Origin of the sequence: Paenibacillus nasutitermitis (assembly GCF_014641075.1) — a bacterium.
In the GTDB taxonomy this organism is placed as follows: Bacteria; Bacillota; Bacilli; order Paenibacillales; family Paenibacillaceae; genus Paenibacillus_Z; species Paenibacillus_Z nasutitermitis.
In genome coordinates this window covers 1,668,873-1,695,224 of the sequence record NZ_BMHP01000001.1, presented here as the reverse complement: position 1 = coordinate 1,695,224, position 26,352 = coordinate 1,668,873, and the positions used below count along the sequence as shown (strand labels likewise).

At 47.1% G+C, this 26,352-nt stretch carries 26 protein-coding genes and 1 pseudogene; 8 read left to right on the top strand and 19 right to left on the bottom strand.

The annotated features are described in order from the left end of the window. The first annotated feature begins 281 nt into the window (after positions 1-281). Entirely contained in the window at positions 282-893 is a 612-nt protein-coding gene (locus IEY46_RS07230; protein WP_188990520.1) for a hypothetical protein, read from the top strand. Here IEY46_RS07230 and IEY46_RS07225 read toward each other — a convergent pair. After that, positions 890-1,366 carry an EamA family transporter gene (locus IEY46_RS07225; protein WP_229750123.1) on the bottom strand — a complete coding sequence of 159 codons (477 nt, stop codon included), beginning with the start codon at positions 1,364-1,366 and terminating at the stop codon, positions 890-892. The two genes, IEY46_RS07230 and IEY46_RS07225, sit on opposite strands and share 4 nt — an antisense overlap. Before the next feature lie 295 nt (positions 1,367-1,661). Here IEY46_RS07225 and IEY46_RS07220 point away from each other — a divergent pair, with 295 nt between their 5' ends. Next, positions 1,662-2,126, top strand: a complete 465-nt coding sequence (locus tag IEY46_RS07220; protein WP_188990518.1) for a hypothetical protein — start codon at positions 1,662-1,664, stop codon at positions 2,124-2,126. Between the two features lie 139 nt (positions 2,127-2,265). On the opposite strand, the gene IEY46_RS07215 is transcribed toward IEY46_RS07220, so the two are convergent. From IEY46_RS07215 to murG, 5 genes and pseudogenes are all read right to left on the bottom strand, one after another. Further along, positions 2,266-3,273 carry a phosphotransferase enzyme family protein gene (locus IEY46_RS07215; protein WP_188990516.1) on the bottom strand — a complete coding sequence of 336 codons (1,008 nt, stop codon included), beginning with the start codon at positions 3,271-3,273 and terminating at the stop codon, positions 2,266-2,268. Between the two features lie 257 nt (positions 3,274-3,530). Next, positions 3,531-4,895, bottom strand: a complete 1,365-nt coding sequence (locus IEY46_RS07210) for a PDZ domain-containing protein (protein ID WP_188990514.1) — start codon at positions 4,893-4,895, stop codon at positions 3,531-3,533. Positions 4,896-4,990: 95 nt separating this feature from the next. After that, positions 4,991-5,182: pseudogene (locus tag IEY46_RS07205) on the bottom strand (DapH/DapD/GlmU-related protein); the annotation flags it as partial. A gap of 56 nt (positions 5,183-5,238) precedes the next feature. Beyond that, a complete protein-coding gene (locus IEY46_RS07200) occupies positions 5,239-5,811 on the bottom strand; it encodes a hypothetical protein (RefSeq protein WP_188990512.1) in 573 nt (190 codons plus the stop codon). 99 nt (positions 5,812-5,910) lie between these two features. Continuing rightward, on the bottom strand, positions 5,911-6,984 hold the full coding sequence (gene murG / locus IEY46_RS07195) for an undecaprenyldiphospho-muramoylpentapeptide beta-N-acetylglucosaminyltransferase (RefSeq protein ID WP_188990510.1): 1,074 nt from the start codon (positions 6,982-6,984) through the stop codon (positions 5,911-5,913). Between the two features lie 278 nt (positions 6,985-7,262). On the opposite strand from murG, the gene IEY46_RS07190 reads away from it, so the two are divergent. From IEY46_RS07190 to IEY46_RS07170, 5 genes are all read left to right on the top strand, one after another. Beyond that, on the top strand, positions 7,263-8,645 hold the full coding sequence (locus IEY46_RS07190) for an ABC transporter substrate-binding protein (protein WP_188990508.1): 1,383 nt from the start codon (positions 7,263-7,265) through the stop codon (positions 8,643-8,645). An 88-nt stretch (positions 8,646-8,733) separates the two neighbouring features. Then, the gene (locus tag IEY46_RS07185) at positions 8,734-9,618 is read left to right on the top strand and encodes a carbohydrate ABC transporter permease (protein ID WP_188990506.1); all 885 of its coding nucleotides are present in this window, start codon (positions 8,734-8,736) and stop codon (positions 9,616-9,618) included. Beyond that, positions 9,618-10,445 (top strand): carbohydrate ABC transporter permease, encoded by an 828-nt coding sequence (locus tag IEY46_RS07180; RefSeq protein ID WP_188990504.1) that lies wholly within the window; start codon positions 9,618-9,620, stop codon positions 10,443-10,445. The genes IEY46_RS07185 and IEY46_RS07180 overlap by 1 nt, the downstream gene beginning before the upstream one ends. Positions 10,446-10,511: 66 nt before the next feature. Then, a complete protein-coding gene (locus IEY46_RS07175; protein WP_188990502.1) occupies positions 10,512-12,335 on the top strand; it encodes a cache domain-containing sensor histidine kinase in 1,824 nt (607 codons plus the stop codon). Then, the gene (locus IEY46_RS07170) at positions 12,332-13,942 is read left to right on the top strand and encodes a response regulator (RefSeq protein WP_188990500.1); all 1,611 of its coding nucleotides are present in this window, start codon (positions 12,332-12,334) and stop codon (positions 13,940-13,942) included. Before IEY46_RS07175 ends, IEY46_RS07170 begins: the two co-directional genes overlap by 4 nt. A 64-nt stretch (positions 13,943-14,006) precedes the next feature. Here IEY46_RS07170 and IEY46_RS07165 read toward each other — a convergent pair whose 3' ends face one another. The 10 genes from IEY46_RS07165 to IEY46_RS07120 form a co-directional block, all read right to left on the bottom strand. Then, a complete protein-coding gene (locus IEY46_RS07165; protein ID WP_188990498.1) occupies positions 14,007-14,570 on the bottom strand; it encodes a 5' nucleotidase, NT5C type in 564 nt (187 codons plus the stop codon). Between the two features lie 62 nt (positions 14,571-14,632). Then, a complete protein-coding gene (locus IEY46_RS07160) occupies positions 14,633-15,838 on the bottom strand; it encodes an MFS transporter (RefSeq protein WP_188990496.1) in 1,206 nt (401 codons plus the stop codon). 72 nt (positions 15,839-15,910) lie between these two features. Continuing rightward, on the bottom strand, positions 15,911-16,192 hold the full coding sequence (locus IEY46_RS07155; protein WP_188990493.1) for an ArsR/SmtB family transcription factor: 282 nt from the start codon (positions 16,190-16,192) through the stop codon (positions 15,911-15,913). Between the two features lie 102 nt (positions 16,193-16,294). Beyond that, entirely contained in the window at positions 16,295-17,008 is a 714-nt protein-coding gene (locus tag IEY46_RS07150) for a class I SAM-dependent methyltransferase (RefSeq protein WP_188990491.1), read from the bottom strand. A 111-nt stretch (positions 17,009-17,119) separates the two neighbouring features. After that, positions 17,120-17,542, bottom strand: coding sequence for a metallothiol transferase FosB (gene fosB, locus IEY46_RS07145; protein WP_188990489.1), 423 nt, complete (start codon positions 17,540-17,542; stop codon positions 17,120-17,122). Between the two features lie 20 nt (positions 17,543-17,562). Beyond that, entirely contained in the window at positions 17,563-18,735 is a 1,173-nt protein-coding gene (locus tag IEY46_RS07140; RefSeq protein ID WP_229750202.1) for an MFS transporter, read from the bottom strand. A 313-nt stretch (positions 18,736-19,048) separates the two neighbouring features. Next, complete coding sequence (locus tag IEY46_RS07135; RefSeq protein ID WP_188990487.1) at positions 19,049-19,564, bottom strand: DUF6886 family protein; 516 nt, start codon at positions 19,562-19,564, stop codon at positions 19,049-19,051. 32 nt (positions 19,565-19,596) lie between these two features. After that, positions 19,597-20,172, bottom strand: coding sequence for a GNAT family N-acetyltransferase (locus tag IEY46_RS07130; protein ID WP_188990484.1), 576 nt, complete (start codon positions 20,170-20,172; stop codon positions 19,597-19,599). A 24-nt stretch (positions 20,173-20,196) separates the two neighbouring features. Beyond that, positions 20,197-20,685, bottom strand: a complete 489-nt coding sequence (locus IEY46_RS07125; RefSeq protein ID WP_188990482.1) for an NUDIX hydrolase — start codon at positions 20,683-20,685, stop codon at positions 20,197-20,199. A 237-nt stretch (positions 20,686-20,922) separates the two neighbouring features. After that, positions 20,923-21,810, bottom strand: a complete 888-nt coding sequence (locus tag IEY46_RS07120; protein WP_188990480.1) for an SDR family oxidoreductase — start codon at positions 21,808-21,810, stop codon at positions 20,923-20,925. 281 nt (positions 21,811-22,091) lie between these two features. Between IEY46_RS07120 and IEY46_RS07115 the strand changes: the two genes are divergently transcribed. After that, entirely contained in the window at positions 22,092-23,003 is a 912-nt protein-coding gene (locus tag IEY46_RS07115) for an alpha/beta fold hydrolase (RefSeq protein ID WP_229750122.1), read from the top strand. Positions 23,004-23,253: 250 nt separating this feature from the next. Here IEY46_RS07115 and IEY46_RS07110 read toward each other — a convergent pair whose 3' ends face one another. From IEY46_RS07110 to IEY46_RS07100, 3 genes are all read right to left on the bottom strand, one after another. After that, entirely contained in the window at positions 23,254-24,702 is a 1,449-nt protein-coding gene (locus IEY46_RS07110; RefSeq protein WP_188990475.1) for a serine hydrolase domain-containing protein, read from the bottom strand. Positions 24,703-24,911: 209 nt separating this feature from the next. Beyond that, positions 24,912-25,655 (bottom strand): amino acid ABC transporter ATP-binding protein, encoded by a 744-nt coding sequence (locus IEY46_RS07105; RefSeq protein ID WP_188990472.1) that lies wholly within the window; start codon positions 25,653-25,655, stop codon positions 24,912-24,914. A 15-nt stretch (positions 25,656-25,670) separates the two neighbouring features. Continuing rightward, positions 25,671-26,351: an amino acid ABC transporter permease gene (locus IEY46_RS07100; protein ID WP_188990470.1), complete on the bottom strand. Its 681-nt coding sequence runs from the start codon at positions 26,349-26,351 to the stop codon at positions 25,671-25,673. Position 26,352: the final 1 nt, after the last annotated feature.

The window sequence follows — 26,352 nt, the reverse complement described above, 5'->3', positions numbered from 1 at the left end:
GTGTTCCGGCGTTTGCCGGAGATTTTGCGGATCAATATGGCTTACCAGACAGCCCGAGCCACTGGTAATTCTTCTGAACTCCCGAAGCAGATCGCTTTACCCTGCTCCTCCTGTCCCATATACATTCAAGATGAATGCCTTGGGAGCGGTATCAGTTAAAAAAAGCGAGAATCGTTGCGATTCCTCTTCACGTCCAACACGATAATGCCGTTCTAACATATCCCAACTATACTGGAAACAAATAAGCCTTCTCTCCCGTCTATGACAACGAGGTGATTGAAGTGTTCAAGAAATGGATGGTCATTGCATTAAGCTGTGGCATTTTAGGGGGAACGGCTCTGGTGGTCAAGCCGGAAGCGGTGTCTGCATGCAGCTGCGCTATGGCCCCTTCGCCAGCGAAGCAAGTGGAAGAGGAGCTCAATCACAAAACGGTGATTTTCACAGGTAAAGCCATAAAGGTCACGCAGCCGAAGCAACGGAAATTCATGTCCAGTACGGACCAGGTGGAAATTATATTTGAGGTATCAACGTCTTGGAAAGACAAGCTGGGCAACCAAGCAGCCGTATATACGGCAATGAGCTCGGCAAGCTGCGGTTTTGAGAATTTCCGGGAGGGTACGGAGTACATCGTCTCCGCTTACGAGAGGTCGGGGAAATTGGAAACCAATATATGCGACCTGACCAAACCTCTGGCTTCCGCCGGTGAGGAATTGAAGCTGCTTGGCACCGGGTATTCGCCTTCGCCTGCAAGTTCTCAGAAATACGCACCGGACTCGGACAGAAGTTTGGCTTCCCTGATGGGCATCTCGGCTGCGGCGTATGCTGCCCTCGCAGCAGGTATCTTCCTGATTGCAGGGTTCGGTGTCTTCCTGTTCAGAAGAAGCCGCCGTTAAATCGGCGGCTTCAGAGGCTTGGCTGAGTAGTTATTGTTTGCGTTTGTTCCGGCACTTCTTTGGCCCGGATGAACAGCCAGACCCCGAATAACAGCAGACAGCCTGCCAGAACCTGATGAACCCCGATCTCTTCGCCCAATAAAGTAGGCTAGAACTCCCGCTCCGATGGGCTCACCCAGTACGGTCATCGATACCGATGCGGCTTTCATGTACTTCAACAGCCAATTGAATAAGAAATGGCCGAATAAAGTCGGTACAATCGCGAGCAGCAGAAATAACCCCCATTCTTTTTCCGGATAGCCAGTGAACGAAAAATCAAGGCATAAATTATATACAGCAGCACGGCACCCGCTTCCGCAAAAACAAAAAAGCTGTAAATAAAAGCGGATATCCGGCCAGAAGGAGCCGATCATGACGAGAACGGGCTCAAGACATAAGATAGCTGTCGCGCTGGCTACGGTCGTGTAACGCAATGATCCCATCCACAGCAGAAAATGCATGCAGCCCCAGCATTAATCCTGAAGCAAAACGCCAAATCCAGTCCCATTTTATAGGCCTTTTAACATCGGCTCAATATTTGAACAAGAAAGGCAGCCTGACTACTGTACCATACCATAAACAAGCAGCCTGACGTTCCCGCCATTTTGATTTTTCATGACAAAAAAACATAAAAAGATCGCTCAGGTTTCAACAAACTTCTCGACCATCCATCTGTAAAATAAAATCCGGATCAAAATATAAAGCCCAAAGGAGTTTGTTGCAAACACGATGATGGATAACGATTTGATTGAACTTGTCTTGTTGAAGGTGACTGTGTCTTATCTGGTTCAGGCCAGAAGCAAATCCCATGCCCTGAATAGGGCACGATTTCATATGAATGATGAAACAATAAGTCTGGACCGCTTAAAGCTCGTAAACAGAATGGGCATGGAAAAATGGATGAAGGTGGAACGCGTGGAATCAATCCTTTGGGCGGCTGCCGAATCCTCCGATTTCTCCAATCAGTTCAAGGTAATCGGACATATTCAACTGGTTGTGCGCATTCATGCCAGCGGTGATTCTGCAGAGTCTGTCCTTCAAGAACCTTATCATTTCCCCCGGACCTTGCTTTCGGATAAAACAGTCTGGGTCATCCCTACGCTGCTTGAACCCGCCTTTACCCAAGTCCTCAATGTGTCGTTTACACGGAGTGCGGGATCCAGAGAATCGGCATCTTTAATCATAGCGGTGTAGAATAAAGGGATAATAAGGACCTGTTGAACGATACAAGAATGAATCGTTACGATTTACATAACAATCCCCGTGGAACCAGAGCCCGCGGGGATTTGTTTATCCTATTTGTGTACACAAGAGCGGTGCTTATAATAGCATGTTACCAATGTTTCAAACAGCTTTCCAACGAATGCCAGTGCTCGGTGAGCCATATCATTTCCTCTGCAAAACGCTTGGGGGGAACACTAGATTCGTCCATCCCGTTTTTCAGCCACCAATGCGCTTCCCTGCACCACAACAGCTTTAAAGCCAGTGGCAGCATGCCCACGGGAAAAGAATCGATTTCCCGGTACCCGGCAAGAAAGGCCTGAACCGGCTCCTGACGCAGCTGGCCATGGTGAAGAGACCCCGAGAGCAGAATTCTGGCGATATCAATGGCCGGGTAACTGTAGCGTACCTTATCGAAGTCGACAAAGCATATGGAACCATCCGTACCCACCAACAGGTTATCCGCCCAGCAATCCCAGTGCGCCCAACCCGGCTGAAGGCAATCAAACATAGATAAATCCAAGTCTGACAGGAGCAAGCCCTGCTTTGTGATCGCCAGAAAAGCTCTATTGTTGCGGTGTTCAGCTTCGCCAGCTTCCTCATAATTCGTTCGCCACTGATCACTAAGCTCTTGCAGAGAAGGTCTCCAGGCCTCGCTTGGCACAGCTATCCCGGACATCACCCGATGCATCTGTCCCATGGCTTGTCCGATTCTATTCATAACCTGACTGTCCGCCATTCCGGGGGTTATCATGTTTCCTTGAAAATGCTGCATTACCACATAATAATGTCCCTTATCCGACCGCATGATGTGATTTCCATCGCGGAGCCATATTTTCGTAGCGATATGGGCCTGCTCATGAATAAGCTGCTGCACAGACTGCGAATGTTCGATTCTTGTACGGCACTCAACGTCAGTCAAATCGTATCTTCGCGGATGATAACATTTGATAAAGAGCTCACCCACATTGGTTGCAACCATCCATTTCCTATTATATAGTCCAAAGAAATTAGGCGTGTAGTGAAAAACGGTGATTCCCAGTGCTTTTTCCAGATGAGAGAAAATCTCCTCACGTACGATCGGATCATCGAACACACGAACTTCCGCAGAGCGTGACAAATTTATCCCCCCTTCCCGATCCTCATAACGTACTTCCAATATTCAACAAAGAAGCTGCTGGAACCTTCCGTATACCCATAAAAAAAACAACCCGGATCCCGAAGCATTTTAAGATCCAGATTGCTTTTAGATTACTATGGTACACCATTTGCGCTCTACTTTGTGACAATCGAAGTTTGGCTCCAACCATTTAGACGCGCCAATCAAGGGGATGGTTGCGACCATCTCCTTTCATTCTCAGACAGGATACCAATCCCCTACGTCCGGGGATGTGCTTTCAGCCACTCCAGCATCTCATCCAGCGTGCGTACTGGCACGATATTCAAATTCGGCGCTCCCTTGCGAGCATCTTCCTCCTGGCCGGCAGGTACAAAAAAAACATCGGCGTCGGTCTTATTCACCGCATAAGCCTTTTGTTCAATGCCCCCGATCGGTCCTACTGACCCGTCGGCCTCGAGTGTTCCCGTTCCTGCCACCGAATTCCCATAGGTTATATCTCCGGGAGTTAGCTGATTTATCAGCGTAAGCGCCAGAATAGCGCCATGCGACGGGCCGCCCTGATAGACCAGATAGGACCGGAAACCCACCTTCTTCGGAAGATCGGCTTTGACCCGATTCTCCACCTGCAAGCCGAATACGGCGCGGTCTGGTTCTTCGCCGCTGCTCATGGTCTTCACCTTTATTACCGGTTCTTCGCCGCTGCGCATGACCTTTACCTCGACCTCTTCTCCAGGACGGACATTCTTCATCTCTTCCGCCAACTCTGCAGCCGACATAACAGCATGGCCATTCGCCGCCAGAATCTGATCCCCCGGCTGTAATTTCCCTTCTGCCGGACTGTCTTCCATAATGAGCATAATTTGAACACCTGTAGGAATGACACCGCGGCCGATTCCGAGCTTTTGGAACGCAACCGCGCTGCTGACCTGATTTGCATCTGCCCGTTGATTGTTGGCGGCGATCTGCATATCGCCAATTGATATGCTTGTATCCCTTTTTTCAATATGTACCGATGGAAGCAGGGCCGCATACAGCCAGTCTATCGGGAAAGCCGGCCGCTCGATAACCAGGACCCCTTCAATGGAACCTTTGGGGATTCCTTCCTCAACCTGAGCATAACGGTTCATATTCAGCGTAAACCCTGGTGATGTTACTCCATATGGTGTCGGCCAGAACAATCCGGCAGCGATAACCAGAAGCACCAACAGCATGAACGAGCTTCGCAATATCCACCGTGAGCCGATGCGCCTTTCGGAAACGATACCATCCACTAACGTCAGCAGCAAGGTAATAACGAGAAGCAGCAGCGATAGGACAAGATGATCCGGAATTTGAAATATGGCAACCCCCGAAGTCACGCTTCCAGCTGCGACAAGGAGCCTGAGCAGAATCAGCCTCCGGCTCCCGCGGCGTTCAGCGGCAATCCCTACTGCTGCACCGCATAACCACAACAAGGGAACAAACGCCAGTAGATAAATCAACGATTGAATGCGGTCAATCCAGTAGATGTCACCTGAGCGGACGGGATCTCCCAACCAGATCAATTCACCTGCCACCGACAGGATAGCCGCAAGTCCATATCCTGCAATATATAAGCGTTTTCCGATTTTGTCCGCCCTCACCTTCAATAGCCTTCTCTAAACGTTTGGCATAATAGTTATCTTGATTATACCTCTTTTTTGACGAGGATCTATAACTGGAAAATCCGGCGCTGAATTCACCCTTCCAACATTTCACAAATTCGGTATTCCGCATGATGACTAATTTTTTTCAACACTTTTGCGGGTACTCCTGCAACAATAGTATTCTCTGGAACATCCTTAATGATGACTGCTCCAGCCACAACAACAGAGTTGTCCCCAATCGTCACGCCAGGCAGTATGGTTGCGTTTGACCCGATCCATACATTGAATTATCCATTTTTTTAAAACCACCTGTCTCATTTATATATTCGCTTCGAATTATTTAGAAATAATAACTTTTTATATTGCTTTTAAGTTTCAAATAAACATCCCCGTAGAAATCTTTGTCTGTATAAACTTGAAAATCATTATTATTATATTTCCCCAATAGCCAGCTTGAAATCGTCTGTAAATCAGCAAGATCTGTTTGAAGCTGGTTAATATCTTCATAAGATTTGCTATTAATACTTTCAAGAAAATTTCGATAGGCCCGAAGCTCAGATAAATATCCATTTAATATTAGATTCCTTGACAATATACTGCCACCGACAAGATTCTCTTTATACTTTGACGCCGCTAAATAATTGAATTCGGCAATTTGAATACCCTCGATAATCGCACTTAAATGATTCGGGGTTTTGATGTATTCCATAATTTCTGTATTGCCAGCCATAGCGAAGACATTTGTAAAGGTTAATTCATGCTCTCGCATATAATATTCAGCCATACCACTATTGTTTTTTCTTTCAGAATCAAGCCTGCTGTGCTGATAGATATTGAACCCTGATGAACATATAAAAAGCAAGAATAAAGTAATGATCAGTATTTTTCTAAAAAAACTTGTTTCTTTTGTCATTCCGTAAAGCTCCTATTCCTTATTTGGGTTGTGAACAACAAAAAAAATCTCACTAACGAAATCCGGATCATACTCCGTCCCCCCGGTCAGTGATGAAGATTATCGGGCAATTTGGAAAATAAGCCCAACGACAGCACCAGCAGCATCTTCCTGTTGATGGTCGTTCATGTTGTCGATATACCTCATGCGCCCATGGAACAACTGATGAATAGCAGCCGTTAGTGTCAGGGCGGTCAGCTGTTCCTCTAACAGCACTTCGCAGAAACCGGATTTGCGGAAGGATTCGGCATTAAGCAGCTGGTCGCCGCGGCTCTGATTCTGTGTAAGCGGAATAAGCAGCATCGGTTTGCGGAGGGATAGAAACTCAAAGATGGAATTGGCTCCGGCCCGCGAAATGACCATATCCGTCATGGCCAGCACATCAGGCAGCTGCTCATTGATATATTCATATTGACGGTAAGCAGGATTATTTATAGAAGCGTCGAGCTGCCCTTTACCGCAAAGGTGCACAATATTATACGTTTGTCCAAGCTCTGCCAACGATTCCCGCAAGTTCCGGTTGATCGTCTTGGAGCCGAGACTGCCTCCCATAACAAGCAGAACCGGTTTATCCGCCTCTTTGAAGCTGCAGAAATCTTTCCCCTTCCTGGCACGGCCGTCTTTGAGCTCCGGACGGATTAAGGCGCCGACATATACGGTTTTATCGGTTTTCAGGTGGGCGCCTGTTTCAGGGAAGGTCGTGCAGATCCGTGAGGCAAACGGGATGCACAGCTTGTTCGCAAGTCCAGGCGTAATATCCGATTCATGAATAATAACTGGAACTTTATTCAGCCATGCCCCAAGCACAACGGGTACGGACACGAAACCGCCTTTGGAGAACACAACATCCGGCTTGTTCGCACGTATATATCGATACGCCTGATAGGCGCCTTTCACTACTTTAAAGGGATCCTTCAGATTTTGCCAGTCAAAATAACGCCTGAGCTTGCCGGTCTTGATTGCGTAATAATTGACTTTGCCAAGGGCAGAAATCAGCTGTTTCTCGATTCCAGTCTCGGAACCGATATATTCAACAGACCAGCCGGCTTGAAGAAAATGTGGGATAAGCGCCAAATTGACCGCCACATGGCCGGATGAGCCTCCGCCTGTAAACACTATTTTCCTCAAATTCATTCACCTGTTCTAATATGATTTGTTACGTACAGTATACGGATTATTCAGGGAAACATCACTCATTTATTGCTCCTTCGTATCCCCTCTCTGTAGTTATATGGTTACTGTTTCGAAAATTAGATCCGCCGCCGGAAACTTCGTTCATTGCGAATCGGATGACGAGTTGATCGTAGACGATATTATCCCCATAGTAGAAAAATGACCTCCTTAACGAAAGTGAAGGCGCTTTCTATAATAAAGATGTAAGACTAATCGAACTTGAGGAGGGTCTAAGCAAGATGAAGAAAAATGTGGTCCTTATCGTGTCCTTCGTATTTTTAGCATCCGGATTGCTTGCAGGTTGTGGCAAATCAGAGAACAACACAAACAACACACCGACAAAAGAGCCGGCTCCAACGAATACCGCAGCAAATGAACCAAAGGTGAATGACGAACCGTTTGAAATTACCATTCGTCATACGCAAGTCGGGGAAGCTAAGAAATTCCGTTTGGCTATACTTAACGATGTAGTGAAGCAAACAGAAGCAGCCATTCCTGGTTTGAAGATTAAACTGGACGCTGTAGATTCTGAAGTGAACCGCAAAGAAAAACTGAGAGGCGAAATGGCTGCGGGAAAACCACCAGAAGTATTCGATGTGTTCGGCAGTCCAGATGCTCAGCTTTATGCTAAAGAAGGTTTGATGCTTGATGTGACTTCCATTTTGACTGAACTGGGCATGAAAGATAAATTCAACACACTGGCTCCATTTACTTACCAAGATAAAGTTTATGGAGTTCCAATTGGTGGAAGTATTGAAGGGTATTTCTATAACAAAGAATACTTTGAACAAAAGGGACTTAAAGTTCCTGCAACACTGGATGAATTAGAGAAACTGGCTGAAGCCATTAAAGCGGACGGTAAAGTTCCTTTTGCGCAATCCTCCAAAGATTCATGGATTCCGTTGATGACTACAAATAACCTGTGGTCGTACTATGCGGGAGCTGACATTACTTACGGATTCAAAACAGCCGCTACGAAATGGACGGATCCCAATGTCGTGAAAGCGGTCGCGAAACACCAGGATTGGGTTAAAAAAGGATTCTACAAAAAAGGCGAACTCGGATTTGAATACGCTGACATGAGAAACCAAATCATCACTGGAGAAGCTATTCTCATGATGGATGGATCTTGGGCAAACTCCGTATTCAGAGATCCAGCACAAGCGGGTGACATGGTTGGCAAAATTGGATTCTTCAATATGCCTCCTGTGAACGCTGGAGACAAGGCAATTGTGATGCAAGACGCTAACAATGGATATGGTTTCTCCAGCGCAGTTGCGGATGACCCCCGTAAATTAGCAGCCGTTAAAGAGTTCATCAAAAACCTGTGGACAGATGAAATGCAGCTTCGCGGATTGAAAGAAGACGGCCTTCTGCCAGCAATGAAAATCGATCTTGAGCAAATGAAGTCGACTTCTGACGATCCATTAATGCAAGATATTTTCAAAGCAGTCAGTGAAATCGGAACATCATATCCGGCGTTTGATGCCCTCGTGCAAGCGGAAGTGAATACAGCGCTGAGCATGGGGATCCAGCAAGTCATCAGCGGCGAACTAGACGCTGCGAAAATGCTTGAAAATGTGCAAGCTGCTCAAGATGCAGCAAATGCAACAGCGGAATGATTTAGAATTATTGAAAGGGTGCCACCCGCCTCGATCCATGTGGGTGCACCCTTTTCTATTAAGTACGACATAAACTACGGAGGTTGCCATGAATAAAGCGCTAAGAAACCCTCTGATCTACATGTTGTTTATATTGCCGGCTTTTGTGTTGTTTCTCGCATTCTTCATTTATCCGATATTCACTGCGGTTAACAACAGCTTGACAAGCTGGAACGGAATTTCCAAGCATATGACCTATATTGGATTAGACAACTATGTAACAGCTTTTAAAGATATAGCATTTTGGAAATCTGTACGTAATAATTTGTATTTCATTTTATTTTCTTGCACCATTCAGGTTCCAATAATCGTGACCTTCTCCTTGCTTATTGCGAATGTGAAAAGACTTAAAGGACTGTACAAAACGGCAGTATTTATGCCTTCTATTATGTCTACAGCAGTCATTGGGATTTTGTGGGGCTTCATTTACAACCCGGATTTCGGTCTTTTGAACAAATTTTTGGGCATTTTTGGAGTAGAGCCGATTTATTGGTTGTCCGATAAGAAATGGGCGATGCTTTCCATCCTTATCACCAATGCTTGGCAATGGACCGGATTTTATATCATCATGGTATTGGCCGCGATCCTCTCCATCCCTAAGGAGTTAGACGAAGCGGCTGCGATTGACGGAGCAACCGGATTCCAGAGATCAACCAAGATAACGCTTCCGCTTATTATGCCAATCATTTCTGTTGTCATCATGCTGTCCGTGGCCGGTGCAATGAAAGCGGCGGATATTATTCTCGTTATGACGAAAGGCGGACCTGCGGGATCAACGGGTGTTATGGCAACGTATATGATCCGTTATGCAATAACAAGCTTTAAACATGGATTTGGAAATTCCATTGCTATCCTGATATTTGTATTCACCATGATTATTACGGTATTGTATCAATTCTTTATTGCAAGACGATCAGAAAGGATTGATTACTAATGAGAGCGCTCAAAAAATCTATTCCGCATATCTTTCTGATGGGATACCTGCTCATTATTCTTTATCCTTTTTTGTTCGTTCTTTTCTCCTCTGTCAAGACGGATAACCAATCCATCGCTTCCAATCCATTCGGGCTTCCCACTTCCATCATATTTGATAACTACGTGAATGCCTGGGTGAATGCAAGCATCAACACTTATTTCTTTAACAGTTTGTATATCGGTGTACTGTCTGCATGCATATCCATCCTGTTTGCTGCGATGCTGGCATTTGCCGTAACACGGATGCGTTACAATAAGGTAAGTGCCATTGTATTCCAACTCATTTTGATTGGTATGTTGATTCCGAACAACTCTCTCCTGCTTCCGATCTACGGCATTATGAGAAACCTGAATCTTTTGGACACCCATTTGGCCCTCATTTTGCCTTATGTGGCGAATGCGATTCCCTTTTCGGTTATCATTCTTGCGGCATTTATGCGGTCCCTCCCAGGAGAAATTGAGGAAGCGGCAGTCATTGATGGATTGAGCTCAGCTGGATTATTCGCTAAAATTATATTACCGCTTACCGTTCCTGCCATAGTAACCGTATTCATCATTAACTTCCTTGGGAACTGGAATGAGTTCTTGCTCGCGAACTACTTCATATCAAGCAATGAGTTGAAGACACTTCCTGTAGGCATGGTCGGCTTCAGAGATGCTTATAACACGAACTATGCCCAAATGGCAGCCGGCATTGTCTTTAGCGTTGTACCAGTCATGATCATCTATGCGATTCTGCAAGAGAAGATTATCGAAGGGGTAACGGCGGGCAGTGTAAAAGGATAATCGCGTTTAAAATCGTCTTTTGTCATTACAATGACGCATCAGTAGTCAGTTTGGGAGCTGCCGCCTATGAATCTGCGAATCAAATTATTCACGGCCTTTATTGCGCTTATTATTATTCCATTATTTATTCTTGGAATTATTACCTTCTTTGTGACGTTTCGTTCGATCGAGACGAAGCACAGCCAGCAGGAAGAATATTCGCTTAAAGCGATTGGCTACAGCATCAAGAGCATATTTAAAGAAATGGATACTGTGACCGACAATGGGATCGCCAAGGGAGTTTTTCAAGCTGCGATTGTTGCAAAGGATCCTGATTCGCAAAATTTGACGGCGTCTACTCAACTTGATCTGAATGCCAACCAGAAAAACTTTCGCTCCTTGCTATACAACCATCCTGCCATAGACTACGCATTTTTATATGATATTCATGGTGGTACGGGTTCCAATGTAATCTCCATTTTCAATAAAGAAAATTTCGAGACACTTCCTTACGAAAAATTCAAGGAGCATCCTTTATATAATGAAGTCATGTCCTTGAGGGGTTTGCCCAAATGGATCGCACCCCATGAATATCCCGAATTGACGGGGTCAGACAAAGTGTTTACGCAAATTCGTTTAATTAAGAAACTGGACAACTTGCAAAAAGCTGGCGTTTTGGTTGTTCAAATCAAAGATTGGGAATTTGAGAAAATATTCCAGAATCTGGATTTGAGTAATAGTAACCGGAAAACCAAATTTATGCTCGTAAATGATAAAGGACTCATCGTATATGATTATCAATCTGAACTTGATGGGGAATCGATTCAGCCATATATGAAAAACAGGTTTCAATTAAATAGCAATTATCAAAGTTATCGAGGGAAATTCAACGGGGAAGAAAGTGTTATATCCATTTATAATTTAAAGGAATACTCGTGGAGTTTGGTATCGGTGACATCCTGGAGCTATTTGTCTCAGGAGCTAACCAACTTTGCGAAATGGTTTGTATGGATTATGTCTGTTTGCGTGTTGGCCGCCATCCTTTTTAACGTCCTGTTCATGAACAGGATTACCGGCACGATCGGCGTGATTGTTCGTTTTATGCGCAAGGTCGAGGACGGCGATCTGAACGCCAGAGTTGATGAAAAAGGCGATGACGAACTGCTGTTACTGCAAAAAGGTTTTAACAATCAGATGGACAAAATCAATCAATTATTTCATCAGGTTAAGCGGGAGCAGCTTCAGAAGACGAACGCCGAACTCAGGGTGCTGCAAGCCCAGATAAAGCCGCATTTCTTATTCAATACTTTGGAGTCCATTAACGTGTTGGCTGTCCAGAATGAAGGGCGCAAGGTCAGCGAGATGGTACTTCGACTTGCAAGTATTTTACGCATCAGTATTCAGGACAAGGAAGAGATCAGGCTAAGCCTTGAGGTCGAACATCTTCGAAATTATTTAGAAATTCAGAAATTCAGATTTGACGACTTGTTTGAATATGATATAGAGATCCCGGATGAAATGAGGAACTGCTTGCTTCTGAAGCTTACGCTTCAGCCTCTTGTGGAAAATAGCATACAACATGGTTTTGAAGGTATCGACTATACAGGCAGAATCAAGGTTACTGGAAAAATGGAAAACGATCGAATATTACTGACGATTGAAGATAATGGCATTGGGATGACGAATGAGCAATTGGCATCCATTCATTACGCTGATGCAGATAACCCGGACTATCATAAGCTGCAGCCATATCCAAGTCATGAACGCCGGGGCTTGGGATTGCGTAGCGTGCTCGATCGGTTAAGATTTCAATATGGCAACAGATTCGGACTTTTTATCTGCTCGCAGCCGGGGCAAGGTACCATTATCCAATGTGTGATTCCCAAATATGGATGGAGTGATAAAGAGTGAGACTGAAAGCGTTGCTTGTTGACGATGAAATCCACATTTTAAATAATCTATCCAGGGTACTTCCATGGGAAGATATGGATATAGAAATAGTTTGTTTGGCTAAGAACGGAGTAGATGCGTTAGAAGCAGCTATCCAGCATCATCCCGATTTAATCCTAAGCGACATCCGCATGCCGGTCATGGATGGAATGACGCTGTTGCAGGAAATCCGAACTCAGGGATTAACATGCGAAATTCTACTTTTAACGGGTTATCAGGAATTTGCGTATGCCCAAACGGCGCTTCGTCATGGTGTAAGGGATTATATTACCAAGCCGATTAATTATTTTGAACTGGAAGAAAAGGTTCGTATGCTTGCCGCCGATATTAGAGAGAAAAGCAAGAAACTGAAGAAGGAACAACGGTTAAACCGTGTCGCTGACCTGGCTAATGAAAACTATATGCTTCATTCGTTGTTGGGACAGGAGACGGAAAAAGAGTGCGTTTTGTGGGATGAAGAAGACGGGCTTGCTGACAAGAAAGCTTATTCCCTCTTGTTAATAGACCTGGAGGGTTACTCCCACCGCTCTATTTCCTGGACCGTTCCCGAACGGAAAGCATGGAATCTTCGGATTAAAAACATGCTAAAAGACATTTTCAATCCAATCCTGCAAGGACAAACGGTTCTGCAGATCCGTGAGGGGGAATGGTGTATCGTCTTCCCTTCTCCTGAGCAGGACAGCTCGATTACGAAAGAGCATTTATTTCCGGGGTATATCCTGTTGCAGTCTCTTGTTGATGAAAAGGATAGCATGTTCTTTCAAATATGCCTGGAGCAAAACGCATTTTCCTTAGATGGGTTGTCTCTGGTATACGATAAAATGCAGCAAAAGCTAATCCTTAACTCACCGGGCGAATGGTTTGTAGATGCGAACGAGACTGATTTAACAGCAGCATCCAAACCGGAGCTGAGTGTAACAGAGTCGAAGTGGCATTGGATTGAGGAGATAACCTGTGGACTTCGAAATGGGAATTTAGAGGTGCTTGCTCAAATGACTCACGATCTTAAATCATTTGTGTGTCATTCGAATGAAAATAGCATGGGCCAGTCTGAAAAAATGCTTCATTATCTTCTCATCCATCTGCTTCGTGAAATGCGTGAAATGCAATTGTTATCCGGGGAACAAGAGGAGAATATTTGGAAAAGACTTCAAGAATCGTTAAACCTTAAAGAGCTATTGTCCCTCATTGTTTCATTGATCGACCAGTCGAAAGACGCTCTTTCAACGAAAAAGTCCTCTGAACTGCTCATGATGTCCGCGCATAATTACATTCAACAGCATTTGGAAAGCGACTTTGGAATCGATGAAATTTCCGAATATCTTGGCATTAGCTGCAGCTATTTCTGTCTTCTTTTCAAAAATCATTTCGGTAAAACATTTGTGGAATACCTGACTAAACAACGTATGGAAATGGCAAAATCCTTATTATACAGCAGCGATAAATCGATTACTCAAATCGGTTCCAACGTTGGTTATCATGAGCGTCGTTATTTCACGAAGGTATTCCAGAAATACACGGGAATGACCCCTTCGGAATATCGCTTGAAGGATTCTTCAGGATCATAACGAGGGTTACGATAGCAGCAAAAAAAAGCCTGCCGATGTTCTCACAAATGCGGCAGGCTTTCTCTTATTCGGGCAGCAGGCGGATCAGTTCATTCCAGCAGCCAATACGCGGGATGTCGATGTGCCTGTTGTAGGAGCTATCTTTGGCATAAATGTTAATCGATAATTCTGTGAGGGTTTCCAACACGGCAGGCTTGTCGTCAAAGTAATAATCCAATTCCAGCTCCTGGATAATATGGACCTTCTGCGTATCGCTCATCCCGCAGAAGAAATGGCCTTCTTTAACCGGAAACCCTGCCTGGACCAGCCAGCTACTTGTTCTTTCGCAATGTTCCGATGTACGTGCGGTGATGTAATAGACCTCGTGGCCCCTGCGGACCAGTTCGTGGAGTACTTCAATGGCATTCGGAAATGGCGGGCAGGCGGAATAATAGATTTCTTCCCTGTGGGTGTTCCACATCAGCTTGCCCTCTTCCATCGTCATGCCGAACAAATCGTGGATGGGAATCTTATTCAAGTCCTGGAATTGTTCCAGTCCAATTTGTTTATTAAGCTTCCTGTTATAGACATGAAAAGCATGTTCCCTTAAATTGATCAGGGTATCGTCGATATCAAAACCAAATCTCATTGCGTTCTCCTTCATCTGTTGTTGAAAGGTTATACCCTATCTTAACAGAACGCAATGAGAACTTACACCCCAACCTTACTCAAGCTTTTATCTTTCAATTTCTCCTGCAAGGATCGGGACCTGGTACGGGACATACCGAAAGACGCTGCAGCTATTGCTGCGGAGACAGTTACGCCTGCCGCTCCGATCCAACTGATGGAGGCGAGCGATACCTGCTCCACGATGACACCTCCAATTCCTGCGCCGGCGGCCATCGCAAGCTGCAGTACGGAGCTGTTCAGACTCAGCATAATGCCGGAGGCTTCCGGAGCAAGACTTATTAAATGGTACTGCTGCGTCGGTCCTGACGACCAAGCGGAGAACGACCATAGCATGAGCAGTGGGAATACGATAGCTGGAGAATGAGCGGCAAGTGACAGAAGCACAAGAGTCCCTGCATGAAGCAGCATTCCGCTGATTAATGTGCGCGGTGCTCCCCATCTGTCCGTACTGAACCCCCCGAGCTTGGAGCCGAACAAGCTGAAGATGCCAAAAGCAAACAGGCCGATGCTGACTCCCTTCTCGCTCATTCCGGTGATTCCAAGCAGAAACGGTGAAATGTAAGTATAAACGATGGAATATCCGCCGATCCAGAAGAAGGTTACAGACAGTGCAATGGCTATTTTCGGCTGCTTCAGCAGCGCAAGCTGGTGCCGGATCGGCACTGGCTGCTCACTTTCTGTATGCGGGATGGTGCGATAAATAATAAGCATGGCGAAGAGTCCCAGAATGCCAATCCCTCCGAATAGCAACTTCCAGTCGTAAGCGGAAGCGATCACTCTCCCAAGCGGAACACCAATAATCAAGGAGGTGCTAAAGCCCATCACAAGTGTAGCGATGGCACTGCCTTGTTTGCCTGCCGGTGCTAACTTGGAGGCTACTGTCAGTGCGGTAACAACAAATACGCCGGTACTTAGAGCCAGCAGGATCCGAGATCCGATTAGAAATTCAAAACCGGAGAATGCCAGGACCAATCCATTTCCGATTACAAAAAAGAACAGCGAGTATAGCAGCAACTTGCGCCGCTCCACACGTGCCGTAACCGCCATAAGGAAGGGAGTTCCAAATGCATAAGCGAGTGAGAAAACGGTGATGAGCTGGCCGGCTGCAGACACCGACACGCCGATGTCATCCGCTACTTTATCCAATATGCCTGCAATAATAAATTCGGATGTTCCAACCAGAAAACTTACGATCGCCAGCATGTAAATCTTTAAAGAATTAGACATATTGATAACTTCCTCTCCCATTTAATGATTTTATATTTCTACAAATATAGAAATTAAAACAAAAAGAAAAAATCAAGCCAACAAATAAGGCGCGAACTTTTGGGCCATTTCGCGGTTTATACTGTAATAGATATAGGTTCCGTCCTTGCGGAGTTTCAACAGGCCGCAATCCGTCAATTGCTTCAGATGATGCGAAAGCGTCGAGCCTGCGACACTCGCAAGCTTGCTGTTGATATCAGAGCAGCAAAGATTTTTCTCCTCGGTCAGCAGCAGCGCGATTTTAAGCCGGGTTGGTTCACCGAGCGCTTTGTATACCCGGACAGCCTGCTTGACTTCCTCATTCTCCTCAACCATGTCGTCCCTCCTTGGCAAAAACGATATTTCTACAAGTATGGAAATAAAGATATCACATCACAGCAAGAAATGTAAATCTTTTTTTTATCGGTTACCCGATCATTACATTTTCTGGACGGCGAATGTAATGGAATTCGCCCGAAACTCCGATGGTTCCTCGTACTTCTCCTCCTCAATTGTTTGCAGCTTGGTGCGTTTCTCCAGCACATTCCATCCTTGATAAACCTCTTCGAATATCCGTAATGCCTCTTGCTGCGGCAAATTAAGCTCAATTAAAGTCTCCAGCTCCCGGCCGCTTGCTTTATCAAGCTCCTGAATACCGGTGTTCATTTCAATACAATGAATACCCCCGATCCGTGTCCCCCGCTTCATCTTCTCCAGCACCGCAATAAAGGCTTCCTTGGAGGAAACATGCTCCAGACAACCGCAAGCTACGATATAGTCATAATCATTTTCCAGGATGTCAGCATGTTCGGCATCGCCCACTTTCGCTTGAATTTTATCGGCTATTTTATATTTCTCCGCATTCTCCAGGAGCTGGCCAACGGCTTCATCCAGCAGGTCAATACCCACCACTTTGCTGTTCGTTTCTTTAAGCCTAAGAGCTATAGGTATGGTATTTCGCCCCGGACCGGACCCAAGGTCAAGCACTTTCACGTTCTCTTTATGGGTTAACAGCCGTTCCAGCAGTTCCATGACAAGCGGAATCGGCTTGGCCATCCAAGAACCCGGCTTCAGGATTTCATGATCCGTATACAACTCATGATGATAGCTTGCTTCTGCCTCCCGGGCTTCCTCGAAATTTCCTTGATTCATAGAGCGGCCTCCCGTGTTTTCAGATTATTTCCCGTCCTCTTTTTATGTAATACCCATCTATCCCTTTTCTAAGACAGTTTCATCATTCATTACCGGAATGAAGCTGTTCTTCTAATCATAAAAGACGATATGCGATTTATCATCCTTGTAATAGGTTAATCGGTCCTGCAAGGTTCCGGTATGGAATTCAAATTTATGACCGTCGGGATCCGTGAAATAAACAGATCTCCTATCCTTTTCGTCCCTGTCCCGGCTTGGGAGAATATTCACTTCCAACTCGGCAAGTTTTTTAACTGCTTCGTCAAAATCTTCTTCCTCCACTGAAAAGGCCATATGGGTATAGGAAAGCCATATCTCATTGCGCGGTATATCCTGTTCCACATTTAAAGCCAGCCAAATGCCGCCGAGGTCAAAATAAGCCAGGCTCCTTCCTTTCACAAGCAGCTTTGCGCCAAAAACCTGTTGATAAAATAAAATCGATCTTTCCAAATCGGACACGGAAAAAAGCAAATGATTCAATCCGCCAATTTTCAATGAGCCCCCTCCTTAATCGGTTATATGCGGTCAGGGTCCGTCCCTTTCGTTTCCTTCCCCATGAAAAGAACTGCCAGAGCGCCAATTACGATCGCAATGAAGAAAATCATAAACACATTCGCAATCGCCGTTCCCGACGCCACGAGCATACCGACCAGATAAGGTCCGATCACGCCCCCGATGCGTCCGAAAGATGCGGCAAAACCCACTCCGGTAGCGCGGATAGAGGTCGGATACAGCTCCGGCGTATAGGCATACATTGCGCCCCAAGCTCCGAGATTGAAGAAAGACAAGCTGATTCCGGCTGCGACAAGCATCCCTGCCGTCACGGCGCTGCTGAACCATATTGCACTGACAGCAGTCAGCAGCAGATAGGTAACAAGCACGAATTTACGCCCGAACTTTTCGATGAGATAGGCGGCAGTAAAATAACCGGGCAGCTGGGCAAGCGTTATGATCAGCACATATTGGAAGCTTTTTACCAGACCGAAGCCCTTCATCACCATAACCGTCGGCAGCCATAGAAACATGCCATAGTAGGAAAACACGACAGTGAACCACAGGATCCAAAGCACGATTGTGGACTTTCGGTATTTTATGGACCAAAGCGATCGCAGCCGATCTTTGAAAGGAAGCCTGAGATGCTGCTGATTGATGAAGCGAGGCGAGTCCTGAATCGCCCTTCTAAGATATAACGCATATAGAGCCGGCAATGCACCGATGAGCAGCGCGATTCGCCATCCGTAAACCGGAATGACAAAGTAGGCCACAAGCGCAGCCAGAATCCAGCCTCCTGCCCAGAAGCTTTCCAACAGCACGATAGCACGGCCTCTTTCCTTGGCCGGTACGGATTCCGAGACAAGAGTCGACGCAACCGGAAGTTCTCCCCCCAGTCCGAAGCCGGTAATAAAGCGAAAGATACACAGGATGACGAAGCTCGTGGCAAAAGCGGATAAGCCGCTGGCTGCTGAGAAGATGAGCAGTGTCCAGAGCAGGATCGACCTGCGGCCGAACCGGTCCGCCATAGCTCCCGCAACAGCGGCACCTGCGGCCATTCCAATCGAATTGATCGCCGTTAACAGCCCGATCTGCCGTGCTCCCAGGTCCCAATCCACACTCAAAGCGGCAACGATAAAAGATAACAGTCCCACATCCATCGCATCAAACAGCCAGCTGAGACCCGCACTGAACATCAGTTTTCGTTGTTTCTTGTCACGCAGCAAGGTCGATTGTTTCACAATAGGTCCCCTTAGCCAAAAATTTTGTTGGTTAATGTGCATCATAACTCTTTACACCTAATTAGTATTCCTTAAAAAGGTTATTTTCTAAAGCTTTGCAGCAATTATTCTTGAATCGAAAAATTTCCGGGTAAAAAGCAAAAAAACCGGATCCAGATGGTCCGGAAGTTTCGGATGATTTTCCTCGGCGTTTGGAAGTTTGGACTTTGGGTCGCAAAATATTGAATCTACTCGATGCTGCTTATTAGGCACAAATTCTTCTGCATGCTTAGCCGCCCGGAACCGCATGCTGAAACCGGATAATGGAATAATCGTCTATCGTGGAGGATAGTACGGCGTTACGGATTGGGTAAAGATTCGGCGTAAAGCGAAGCTCAGCTCCCGCATTGACGATTTTGGCGAGAAGCTGTTGCACAGGTTCCACCGCTATCGGGTTTACCGTCTGACGCGAAAGGTAATAGCCAGCTGTACCATCGGTCAATTCAAACCCATTATCTTCAAATGTATACCGGTATAGGGCAACTGTATTGATTTTCTCCAGCCAACCGCTCTCCACAACGATAATTGTGGAAGCCTTTGAGCCGTGGAAGAAAAGCTCAAGATCGGCGCTGCTGACGGCCTCGGATCTGCTGTATATTACACGCGGACAATCACGCGGGAAATAGTAATTTACAGCGTGTTCTTCGTCGATCGCCCAGACAACGGACGGAAGATCAGGCCGGTTCTTAACCGGCTGTGGGACAAAGGTCGTTATATCCGGATTTTCGCTGAAATGATAAAGCATCGCATTCCTCCAGCCGCCGGCTATGCCGGCAGTTATATGTTAGGGAACAACAGGTTCTTCAATATCGGGCTTTGAAAACCCTTTGAATGGCATATCATCGTTAATTGCCGGGATTCTATGTTATCGGAGTCGTGCCCGTTTGCGATTCGGCCAGAGTCTTTGAATCCTGCTTTCCTGTAGGCCCGAATAGCTGCGGTGTTTCTTTCATCTACTGCTAATGTGACCCGCGCAAGTCCCAGCACGGTAAACGCATAATCCAATACAAGCTCCGCGGCTTCTCTCCCATATCCTCTGCCGTGAAATCGGGATTCGCCTATAATAATGGCAAACTCCGCTTCAGCACCACCTCTCTCAAGATACGTGATTCCAATCGGCGACTTTGTTTCTTTATCGTAGATCGTAAAGAAAACAAATTGCGGGTCAGACGAAAATGCCAGGAAGGCATCATCCTGCTCTTCAGAAGTCAGACGGTCTGGCTTATCTGAATACTTCGCAAGAACGAAATCACGGTTCCATTTGTAATACAGATGCGTATATTCCGCCTGCAGCGGCCCAAGCTCAATCTTCATTCCGCCATATCGAATGACGGGATGCCGTTCCTCTTTCATAGGGAAACCTCCAGCACTCAATCGTTACAGCAGCCCAAATCTATGCTTTAAATAATATCGGAGGCCTGCCCGGTCCACATTGGAAAACTGCAGCGGATCTTCGCACATCTTGCGGTATACCTCGTCAACGGACACCCATTGGATATCCGCGGTATCATCCCCTGATGACAGCAGCTGCCCTTCCGCCCGGCAAATGAAATACATCCCGACTGAATCAATGGGTCCCTTGATTGTCTGATAAACACAGTAAGGCTCCAGACATTCCACCTCAAACTCGGGATTGATGCCGCGTGTATCGACCCGCTTGCCGCTACCCTCCACATCGGTTACGGTTAATCCCGTTTCTTCCCTGACTTCGCGGCATAACCCATCCAGAACAGGTTCAAACAGCTCCAGCCTGCCTCCCGGCAGCTCGATGGATTGTTCACCTGGTTTCGTACGGGTTTGCAGGACAATCTCCGTGCCCTTCCCAACCGACCGTTCTATGTAAGCTCTGGCATTCACATAAAACATCTCATGGACCTCCTTTAACATTTACTACTTCCCGTAATTCCGGCCTTGGCCACTACCGTGCCACTCCAGTCCTCCCGGTCTTCGAGGATCACGCTATTATTGTCCTATTCGATAAAACAATGACAAATTCCTCTTAACAAAACTGCCGCCGATCCATGTCCGGTTAAAAACATGAACCCGCGGCTGACTCAAAAAGATACGGGGGTTAAATCCTGCAAGGCATGACTGCCTTGCATCTTATTCGGCGTTGGGAAACCCGTGTATGCGGGCATAATTTCCCCAATGCGGCTTTCTTCCATCCACATCGGTAAATCCGTATTCATCGGATAGATGCCAACTGCCGAGTGTCTTCCCTGACTTGTCCATAACATGGGGGTCGGCTGCCAGTGCGGCAATTCCCCGGCCAAGTAAATAGGGGGTTTCCGATTCGGCATAATGGGGTTCCTGTTTCACGGCATCCCGCCAGTTTTCTTCCTGTACCCCGAAATGATCCAACATCTGTTCGGACCGGAGAAATCCCGGCGTGACCGCCAGGGCTGTGACATTAAAGGGCCGCAACTCCTCAGCCATTGCAGCGGCAAGATGGATAGCAGAGATTTTGGCCAGACTGTAATATAAATTAACCCGGTATCCATAACCAATGCCGTCTGTCACCTCGATAATTAATCCGGATTTTCTTGCAGCCATTAAAGGCGCCGCATAATAACTGGTGATCATATGGGCGCGTACGGCGCGATCCTGCATTAATAATCCGTTAGGCAAGGAATGCTCCCAGAATGGCGTATTCCATTCAAACAGTTTTTCACCGCCCCAGATATCATTGACCAGGATATCCAGCCGTCCCTGCTGTTCCTCCCGAATTTGCGCAAACAAGTTCTTCACTTCTTCCTCGACGGTATGGTCCACCCTTACCGGAATTCCTTTGCCGCCGGCTGCCGTGACCATCTCCGCCGTTTCTTCGATCGTTTCCTGCCGGTTGATGTCGGATGGATTCCCTCTCATGCTCCTACCTGTACAATAAACCGTAGCGCCTGCAGCGCCCAGCGTAACGGCAATCGCCCTTCCTGCCCCGCGGGTCGATCCGGCAACCACGGCTATTCTGTCCTGCAAAGTAATATTTTTCATTTTCATACGCTCCCTTCTGAATTACATGTTACATTTTAACTACGTCAAATAATGACGTAATTAAATGGATGCTGAAAATGACATCCGGAGAATAGCCATCATGCAGAGGAAAGTTTGCAGGACAATGGACAAACAAGCCTGGTTCTGCAGCATTTTTGCGCGAGGCAGGATTGGCCAGAGGAATAACGTTCTGGGCGGATGCCGCATAAGATGTGGGATCTATTCACAGAAGGGAATCATGTCTGATGTGCCCCTATCGACAACCAGGAAGATATTATCCCTTGAAGCATGCGCCGATTCCTTATCGCGCCATCTCCTTGCCCTATCCTGATGTACCTTTCCTTCCTCAATACCCCGGCTGGGATATTCGATATCCGACCGCTGAGCCTTCCACTTGGTCCATGCCTATCCCTGATCCCTGGCTCACGGCCAGCGAGCTGGAGAAACGTGCCAAGCAGCGACCGCTTACCTTTGTTCTTGTACATGGTTCCTGGGCCGACTCCAGCTTCTGGAACGGAATCGCAGCCCATTTGCGCAGAATGGGGCATCTCGTGTATACCCCTGAATATCCGGGCCACGGTGCGGACCCCAATAATGCCGTCACCCATGCCATGATTACTAAATCGGTAGCCGATTTCATCGTTTCGCAGAATCTGCATGACCTTGTTCTGGTCGGACACAGCTTCGGTGGCTCCGTCATTCAGACAGTAGCCCAGCTTATTCCGGAAACAATCAGACGGCTGGTCTTCTATGATGCTTTTGTCCTCAAAGACGGGCAGATGGTCGCTGATGAGTTCCCTCCTGCAGCAAGGGAGGCATTACAGAAGCTGAGGGAAAGCTCCATGGATGATACCATTATGCTGCCCTTCCCCCTGTTCCGCGAGACCTTTGTCAATTTGGCGAGCCTGGACACCGCCCGCAAAATCTACAGTGGCATTTCGCCCGAACCCGCCTCGCCCTTCTATGAAAAGTTGGATCTGCACAAATTTTATTCATTAAATCTGCCTGCAAGCTATCTCTATTTCACAGAAGATCATGTCCTTCCCCAAGGCGGCGATTACGGCTGGCATCCCCATATGTCCGGCAGGCTGGGATTGTTCAGGCTTATCAAAGGCCAAGGCGACCATTTGTCCACAGCGCGTACCGATCCCGGTCAGGTTGCCGCCAAAATCTATGAAGCCGGTAGAGATTAATCATCATTTCGATACGACTTTTCTCCACTTCAAAAGTCACTGATTTCAAGCTTGATGCCAGTAAATTCAGTGGTTTCTGCTTATAAACATTGGCAAAATAGATTTAACGTTATGTTCGCTTAAATCTTTATTTAATAATATTAATATTTAATGTCATTAAAATAAATCCAGGCTCCACACGGATAAGATGCGCAACAATAAAGGCCGCCGGAGTATGGAGAACCGGCTGGCCATTTTGATTTCTTCGCCTCTATACGATTTCGACCTTTCGCCCCCGAATGTCGGCCAATTCCAAGGGTCCGAACGAAACATTGATCTTGCGGTTCAATATGATTTCATTCCCATCGAACTGTATGATACTAGTCATGTAAAAAGGAGTTTCCACGAACCTCAAGCTTAGCTTAAGCGTATCTTGGTTCACCCAGGTGAAACTGGAAAATGTGCGTGTCTCATGCTTCAGATCAAGACTTGAAGTCCCTTCTGCCCACTCTCCACGGCCGCATTGAATCTGATGCTCGCCCGCAGGCGAGCAGAGCCTGACCTCTGCTCTATTCCCGTTAAATGCAAGGGTAATGCTGGTCAACTGCAGATCGTTGTCTTCCAGTTGATAGGTCTCACCTGAGACTGCATCCTCGACCAGCGATTCAGGCAGCTCCCGGGGAGCCGGAAGCGACAGCTCCTGCAGCTGGCGATTTAATTTCTGCTGCATGTCGCTATCGGTTGCTACCGCCTCAGACCCCATTGCCGGCAGCAAATGATCCCAGACTGCGTTCATAACAGCCTGCATATCGTTCGTACCGCTGGTTATGGCCAATACCGCATCCTGCTCCGGCATTACGATGCAGAATTGCCCAAAAGCGCCGTCGCCGCGGTAAACGTCATGGCGGCAGCGCCAGAATTGGTAGCCATAGCCCTGCGCCCAATCATTATCACCGCCGTCACCATTGGAAATCTGCTTCGAGGTCGCTTCTTCGATCCAGGCTTCAGGCAGGATATGTTTCCCGTTCCACACACCTTTCTGCAGATAGAGCTGGCCAAACTTGGCAATATCTTCAGTCTTGATGCTTAAACCCCAGCCGCCCGTATTCATGCCGCGCGGACAGGATTCCCAGGCTGCTCCTTCAATGCCCAATGGCTCAAACAGCCGCGGCTGCAAATAATCCAGCAGGGTTTGGCCTGTCACCTTCTGCAAAATGGCAGACAGCATGTACGTGGCTCCACTGTTGTAAACAAAGTGTGTACCCGGTTCATGTTCTACAGGAGCCCGGAGGAATGCTTTCACCCAATTTCCATCATCGCTTTCATGCATCCTGCCGGTAGTATCCTCTTCATTTCCCGTTCCCATCATAAGGAGATGGCGGACACGCATAGCTGCTAAATGAGGATCGATCACCTCCGGAGCGTCTTCGGTGAAGAAAGACAGGACCGAATCGTCCAGCGAAAGAATCCTCTCCTCGGCAGCAAGACCGATGGCGGTTGATGTAAAGCTTTTGCTGAGCGAAAACATCATATGAGGCAGATCAGCCGAATAAGGAGACCACCAGCCCTCAGCTGCTACCTGACCGTGCCGGAGCAGCATGAAGCTATGTAATTCCAGTTGTTGCTTCTGGATGTCCAGCAGGAAATTCACGATAGCTGCCGCTGAAATTCCTAGTGCCTCCGACTGGCTCCTGGGTAGATTTTGTTGAGTCCGTTCCATTCATCATTCCTCCTTTTGTATTAACGTACTGCACCGGAAGGGGAATGGCAAGAAATATGTGTACGCTTTCATTAAAGTGTCCGCTCATCTCATCGGCCGTTTTCTTGCCGAGAATACGCAGCAGACAGAAGCCGACGAATAATACCAGCATTGCCTGCCAGATGAAATGCAGATCCATGAGCACAAGATGAATTCCGGCCAACTATTTCTTATCGTTCATGAAATTTAATTAAAAATTTCCTTGTCCGTTCATGAGCGGAATCCCCGAAAATTTCCTCCGGCATTCCCCGGTGGGCGATGATGCCTTCATCCATAAAAAGGATCTCATCAGCCACTTCTTTGGCAAACCCCATTTCATGCGTAACAATGACCATTGTCATCCCTTCGTCGGCGAGCTTCCTGATCACGAACAGCACCTCCCCGATCAATTCCGGGTCCAGGGCCGACGTAGGTTCATCAAACAAAATCACCTTCGGATTCATCGCCATCGCCCGGGCGATCCCCACGCGCTGCTGCTGCCCGCCAGACAGTTGATACGGGTAGCGGTCATACAGGCTATGCAGTCCCACCTTGTCCAGCAGGGCAATTCCATTCCGGCGCGCTTCTTCTCTGGACCGCTTAAGAACGATAAGCTGTCCCTCCATTGTATTCTCCAGCGCCGTCAAATGTGGAAACAGATTATGGTTTTGAAATACCATGCCAGTCTGCCGGCGCAAAGCAAGAATGTCGCCGTGGCCAAGCTTACCGGCACCAAATCGCAAAGAGGTCTGATCAATCGCCAGTCTGCCCCCATCGGGAATTTCCAACAGATTTATGCAGCGGAGAAGGGTAGATTTCCCTGAGCCCGAGGGACCGATAACAACCGCTGTTCTTCCCTTCTCAACTTGAAGGTCAATTCCCCTCAGCACAGGCACCCCGTTGAAGTTTTTATTTAGTTGTTCGATCGTGATCATGGCGCCCCCCTGCCGTTATACGGCCACGCCGCGCTCATATTTCCGCTCAAGGCGGCTTTGGAGATACGAGAGCACGGTACTGAAGATTAAATACACACAGGCAACTTCGATATAGAGCCAGAGTGGTTCGTAGGTAAAGGCTGCGATTTGCTGGCCTTTTTGAAACAGCTCTGCCACGGTGATGGTCGCAGCAAGCGACGTATCCTTGACCAGGCTTATAAACGAATTGCCAAGCGGCGGTATGGATACGCGGACAGCCTGCGGCAGGATGATCCGTCTCATCGCCTGCCATTTCGTCATTCCCAGGGAATAAGCGGCCTCCCGCTGTCCCTTGGGTATGGACAATATTGCAGCCCGGATAATTTCCGAGCTGTAAGCTCCTTTGTTCAGGGTAAAACCAATAACTGCAGCAGGAAACGGATCCAGCGTGATTCCCAGGCTGGGAAGCCCGAAGAACAGAATAAACAACTGCACCAGCAGAGGAGTGCCGCGGAAAATCCATACATACAAGGCAGCTAGAAGCGACAGCGGCCCCACTTGCGATAATCGGGCAAACGCCGTCAGAAATGCCAGGCATAACCCCAGAACAAACGCGATCAGCGATAGGGGTATCGTATATTTCAGGCCTGCTTCCACAATGGGAATAAAAGAATCACGGAGAATTCCAATAATGCGTTCAGCGCGTTCGGGTGTCATT

What these genes read in the sequence shown, in the direction of transcription:
- IEY46_RS07220 (WP_188990518.1), top strand. Translation starts at nt 1,662, where the DNA reads ATGATGGATAACGATTTGATTGAACTTGTCTTGTTGAAGGTGACTGTG.
- IEY46_RS07200 (WP_188990512.1), bottom strand. Translation starts at nt 5,811, where the DNA reads ATGACAAAAGAAACAAGTTTTTTTAGAAAAATACTGATCATTACTTTA.
- murG (WP_188990510.1), bottom strand. Translation starts at nt 6,984, where the DNA reads ATGAATTTGAGGAAAATAGTGTTTACAGGCGGAGGCTCATCCGGCCAT.
- IEY46_RS07190 (WP_188990508.1), top strand. Translation starts at nt 7,263, where the DNA reads ATGAAGAAAAATGTGGTCCTTATCGTGTCCTTCGTATTTTTAGCATCC.
- IEY46_RS07185 (WP_188990506.1), top strand. Translation starts at nt 8,734, where the DNA reads ATGAATAAAGCGCTAAGAAACCCTCTGATCTACATGTTGTTTATATTG.
- IEY46_RS07180 (WP_188990504.1), top strand. Translation starts at nt 9,618, where the DNA reads ATGAGAGCGCTCAAAAAATCTATTCCGCATATCTTTCTGATGGGATAC.
- IEY46_RS07175 (WP_188990502.1), top strand. Translation starts at nt 10,512, where the DNA reads ATGAATCTGCGAATCAAATTATTCACGGCCTTTATTGCGCTTATTATT.
- IEY46_RS07165 (WP_188990498.1), bottom strand. Translation starts at nt 14,570, where the DNA reads ATGAGATTTGGTTTTGATATCGACGATACCCTGATCAATTTAAGGGAA.
- IEY46_RS07160 (WP_188990496.1), bottom strand. Translation starts at nt 15,838, where the DNA reads ATGTCTAATTCTTTAAAGATTTACATGCTGGCGATCGTAAGTTTTCTG.
- IEY46_RS07155 (WP_188990493.1), bottom strand. Translation starts at nt 16,192, where the DNA reads ATGGTTGAGGAGAATGAGGAAGTCAAGCAGGCTGTCCGGGTATACAAA.
- IEY46_RS07150 (WP_188990491.1), bottom strand. Translation starts at nt 17,008, where the DNA reads ATGAATCAAGGAAATTTCGAGGAAGCCCGGGAGGCAGAAGCAAGCTAT.
- IEY46_RS07140 (WP_229750202.1), bottom strand. Translation starts at nt 18,735, where the DNA reads ATGTTCAGTGCGGGTCTCAGCTGGCTGTTTGATGCGATGGATGTGGGA.
- IEY46_RS07135 (WP_188990487.1), bottom strand. Translation starts at nt 19,564, where the DNA reads ATGCTTTATCATTTCAGCGAAAATCCGGATATAACGACCTTTGTCCCA.
- IEY46_RS07130 (WP_188990484.1), bottom strand. Translation starts at nt 20,172, where the DNA reads ATGAAAGAGGAACGGCATCCCGTCATTCGATATGGCGGAATGAAGATT.
- IEY46_RS07125 (WP_188990482.1), bottom strand. Translation starts at nt 20,685, where the DNA reads ATGTTTTATGTGAATGCCAGAGCTTACATAGAACGGTCGGTTGGGAAG.
- IEY46_RS07120 (WP_188990480.1), bottom strand. Translation starts at nt 21,810, where the DNA reads ATGAAAAATATTACTTTGCAGGACAGAATAGCCGTGGTTGCCGGATCG.
- IEY46_RS07110 (WP_188990475.1), bottom strand. Translation starts at nt 24,702, where the DNA reads ATGGAACGGACTCAACAAAATCTACCCAGGAGCCAGTCGGAGGCACTA.
- IEY46_RS07105 (WP_188990472.1), bottom strand. Translation starts at nt 25,655, where the DNA reads ATGATCACGATCGAACAACTAAATAAAAACTTCAACGGGGTGCCTGTG.
- IEY46_RS07100 (WP_188990470.1), bottom strand. Translation starts at nt 26,351, where the DNA reads ATGACACCCGAACGCGCTGAACGCATTATTGGAATTCTCCGTGATTCT.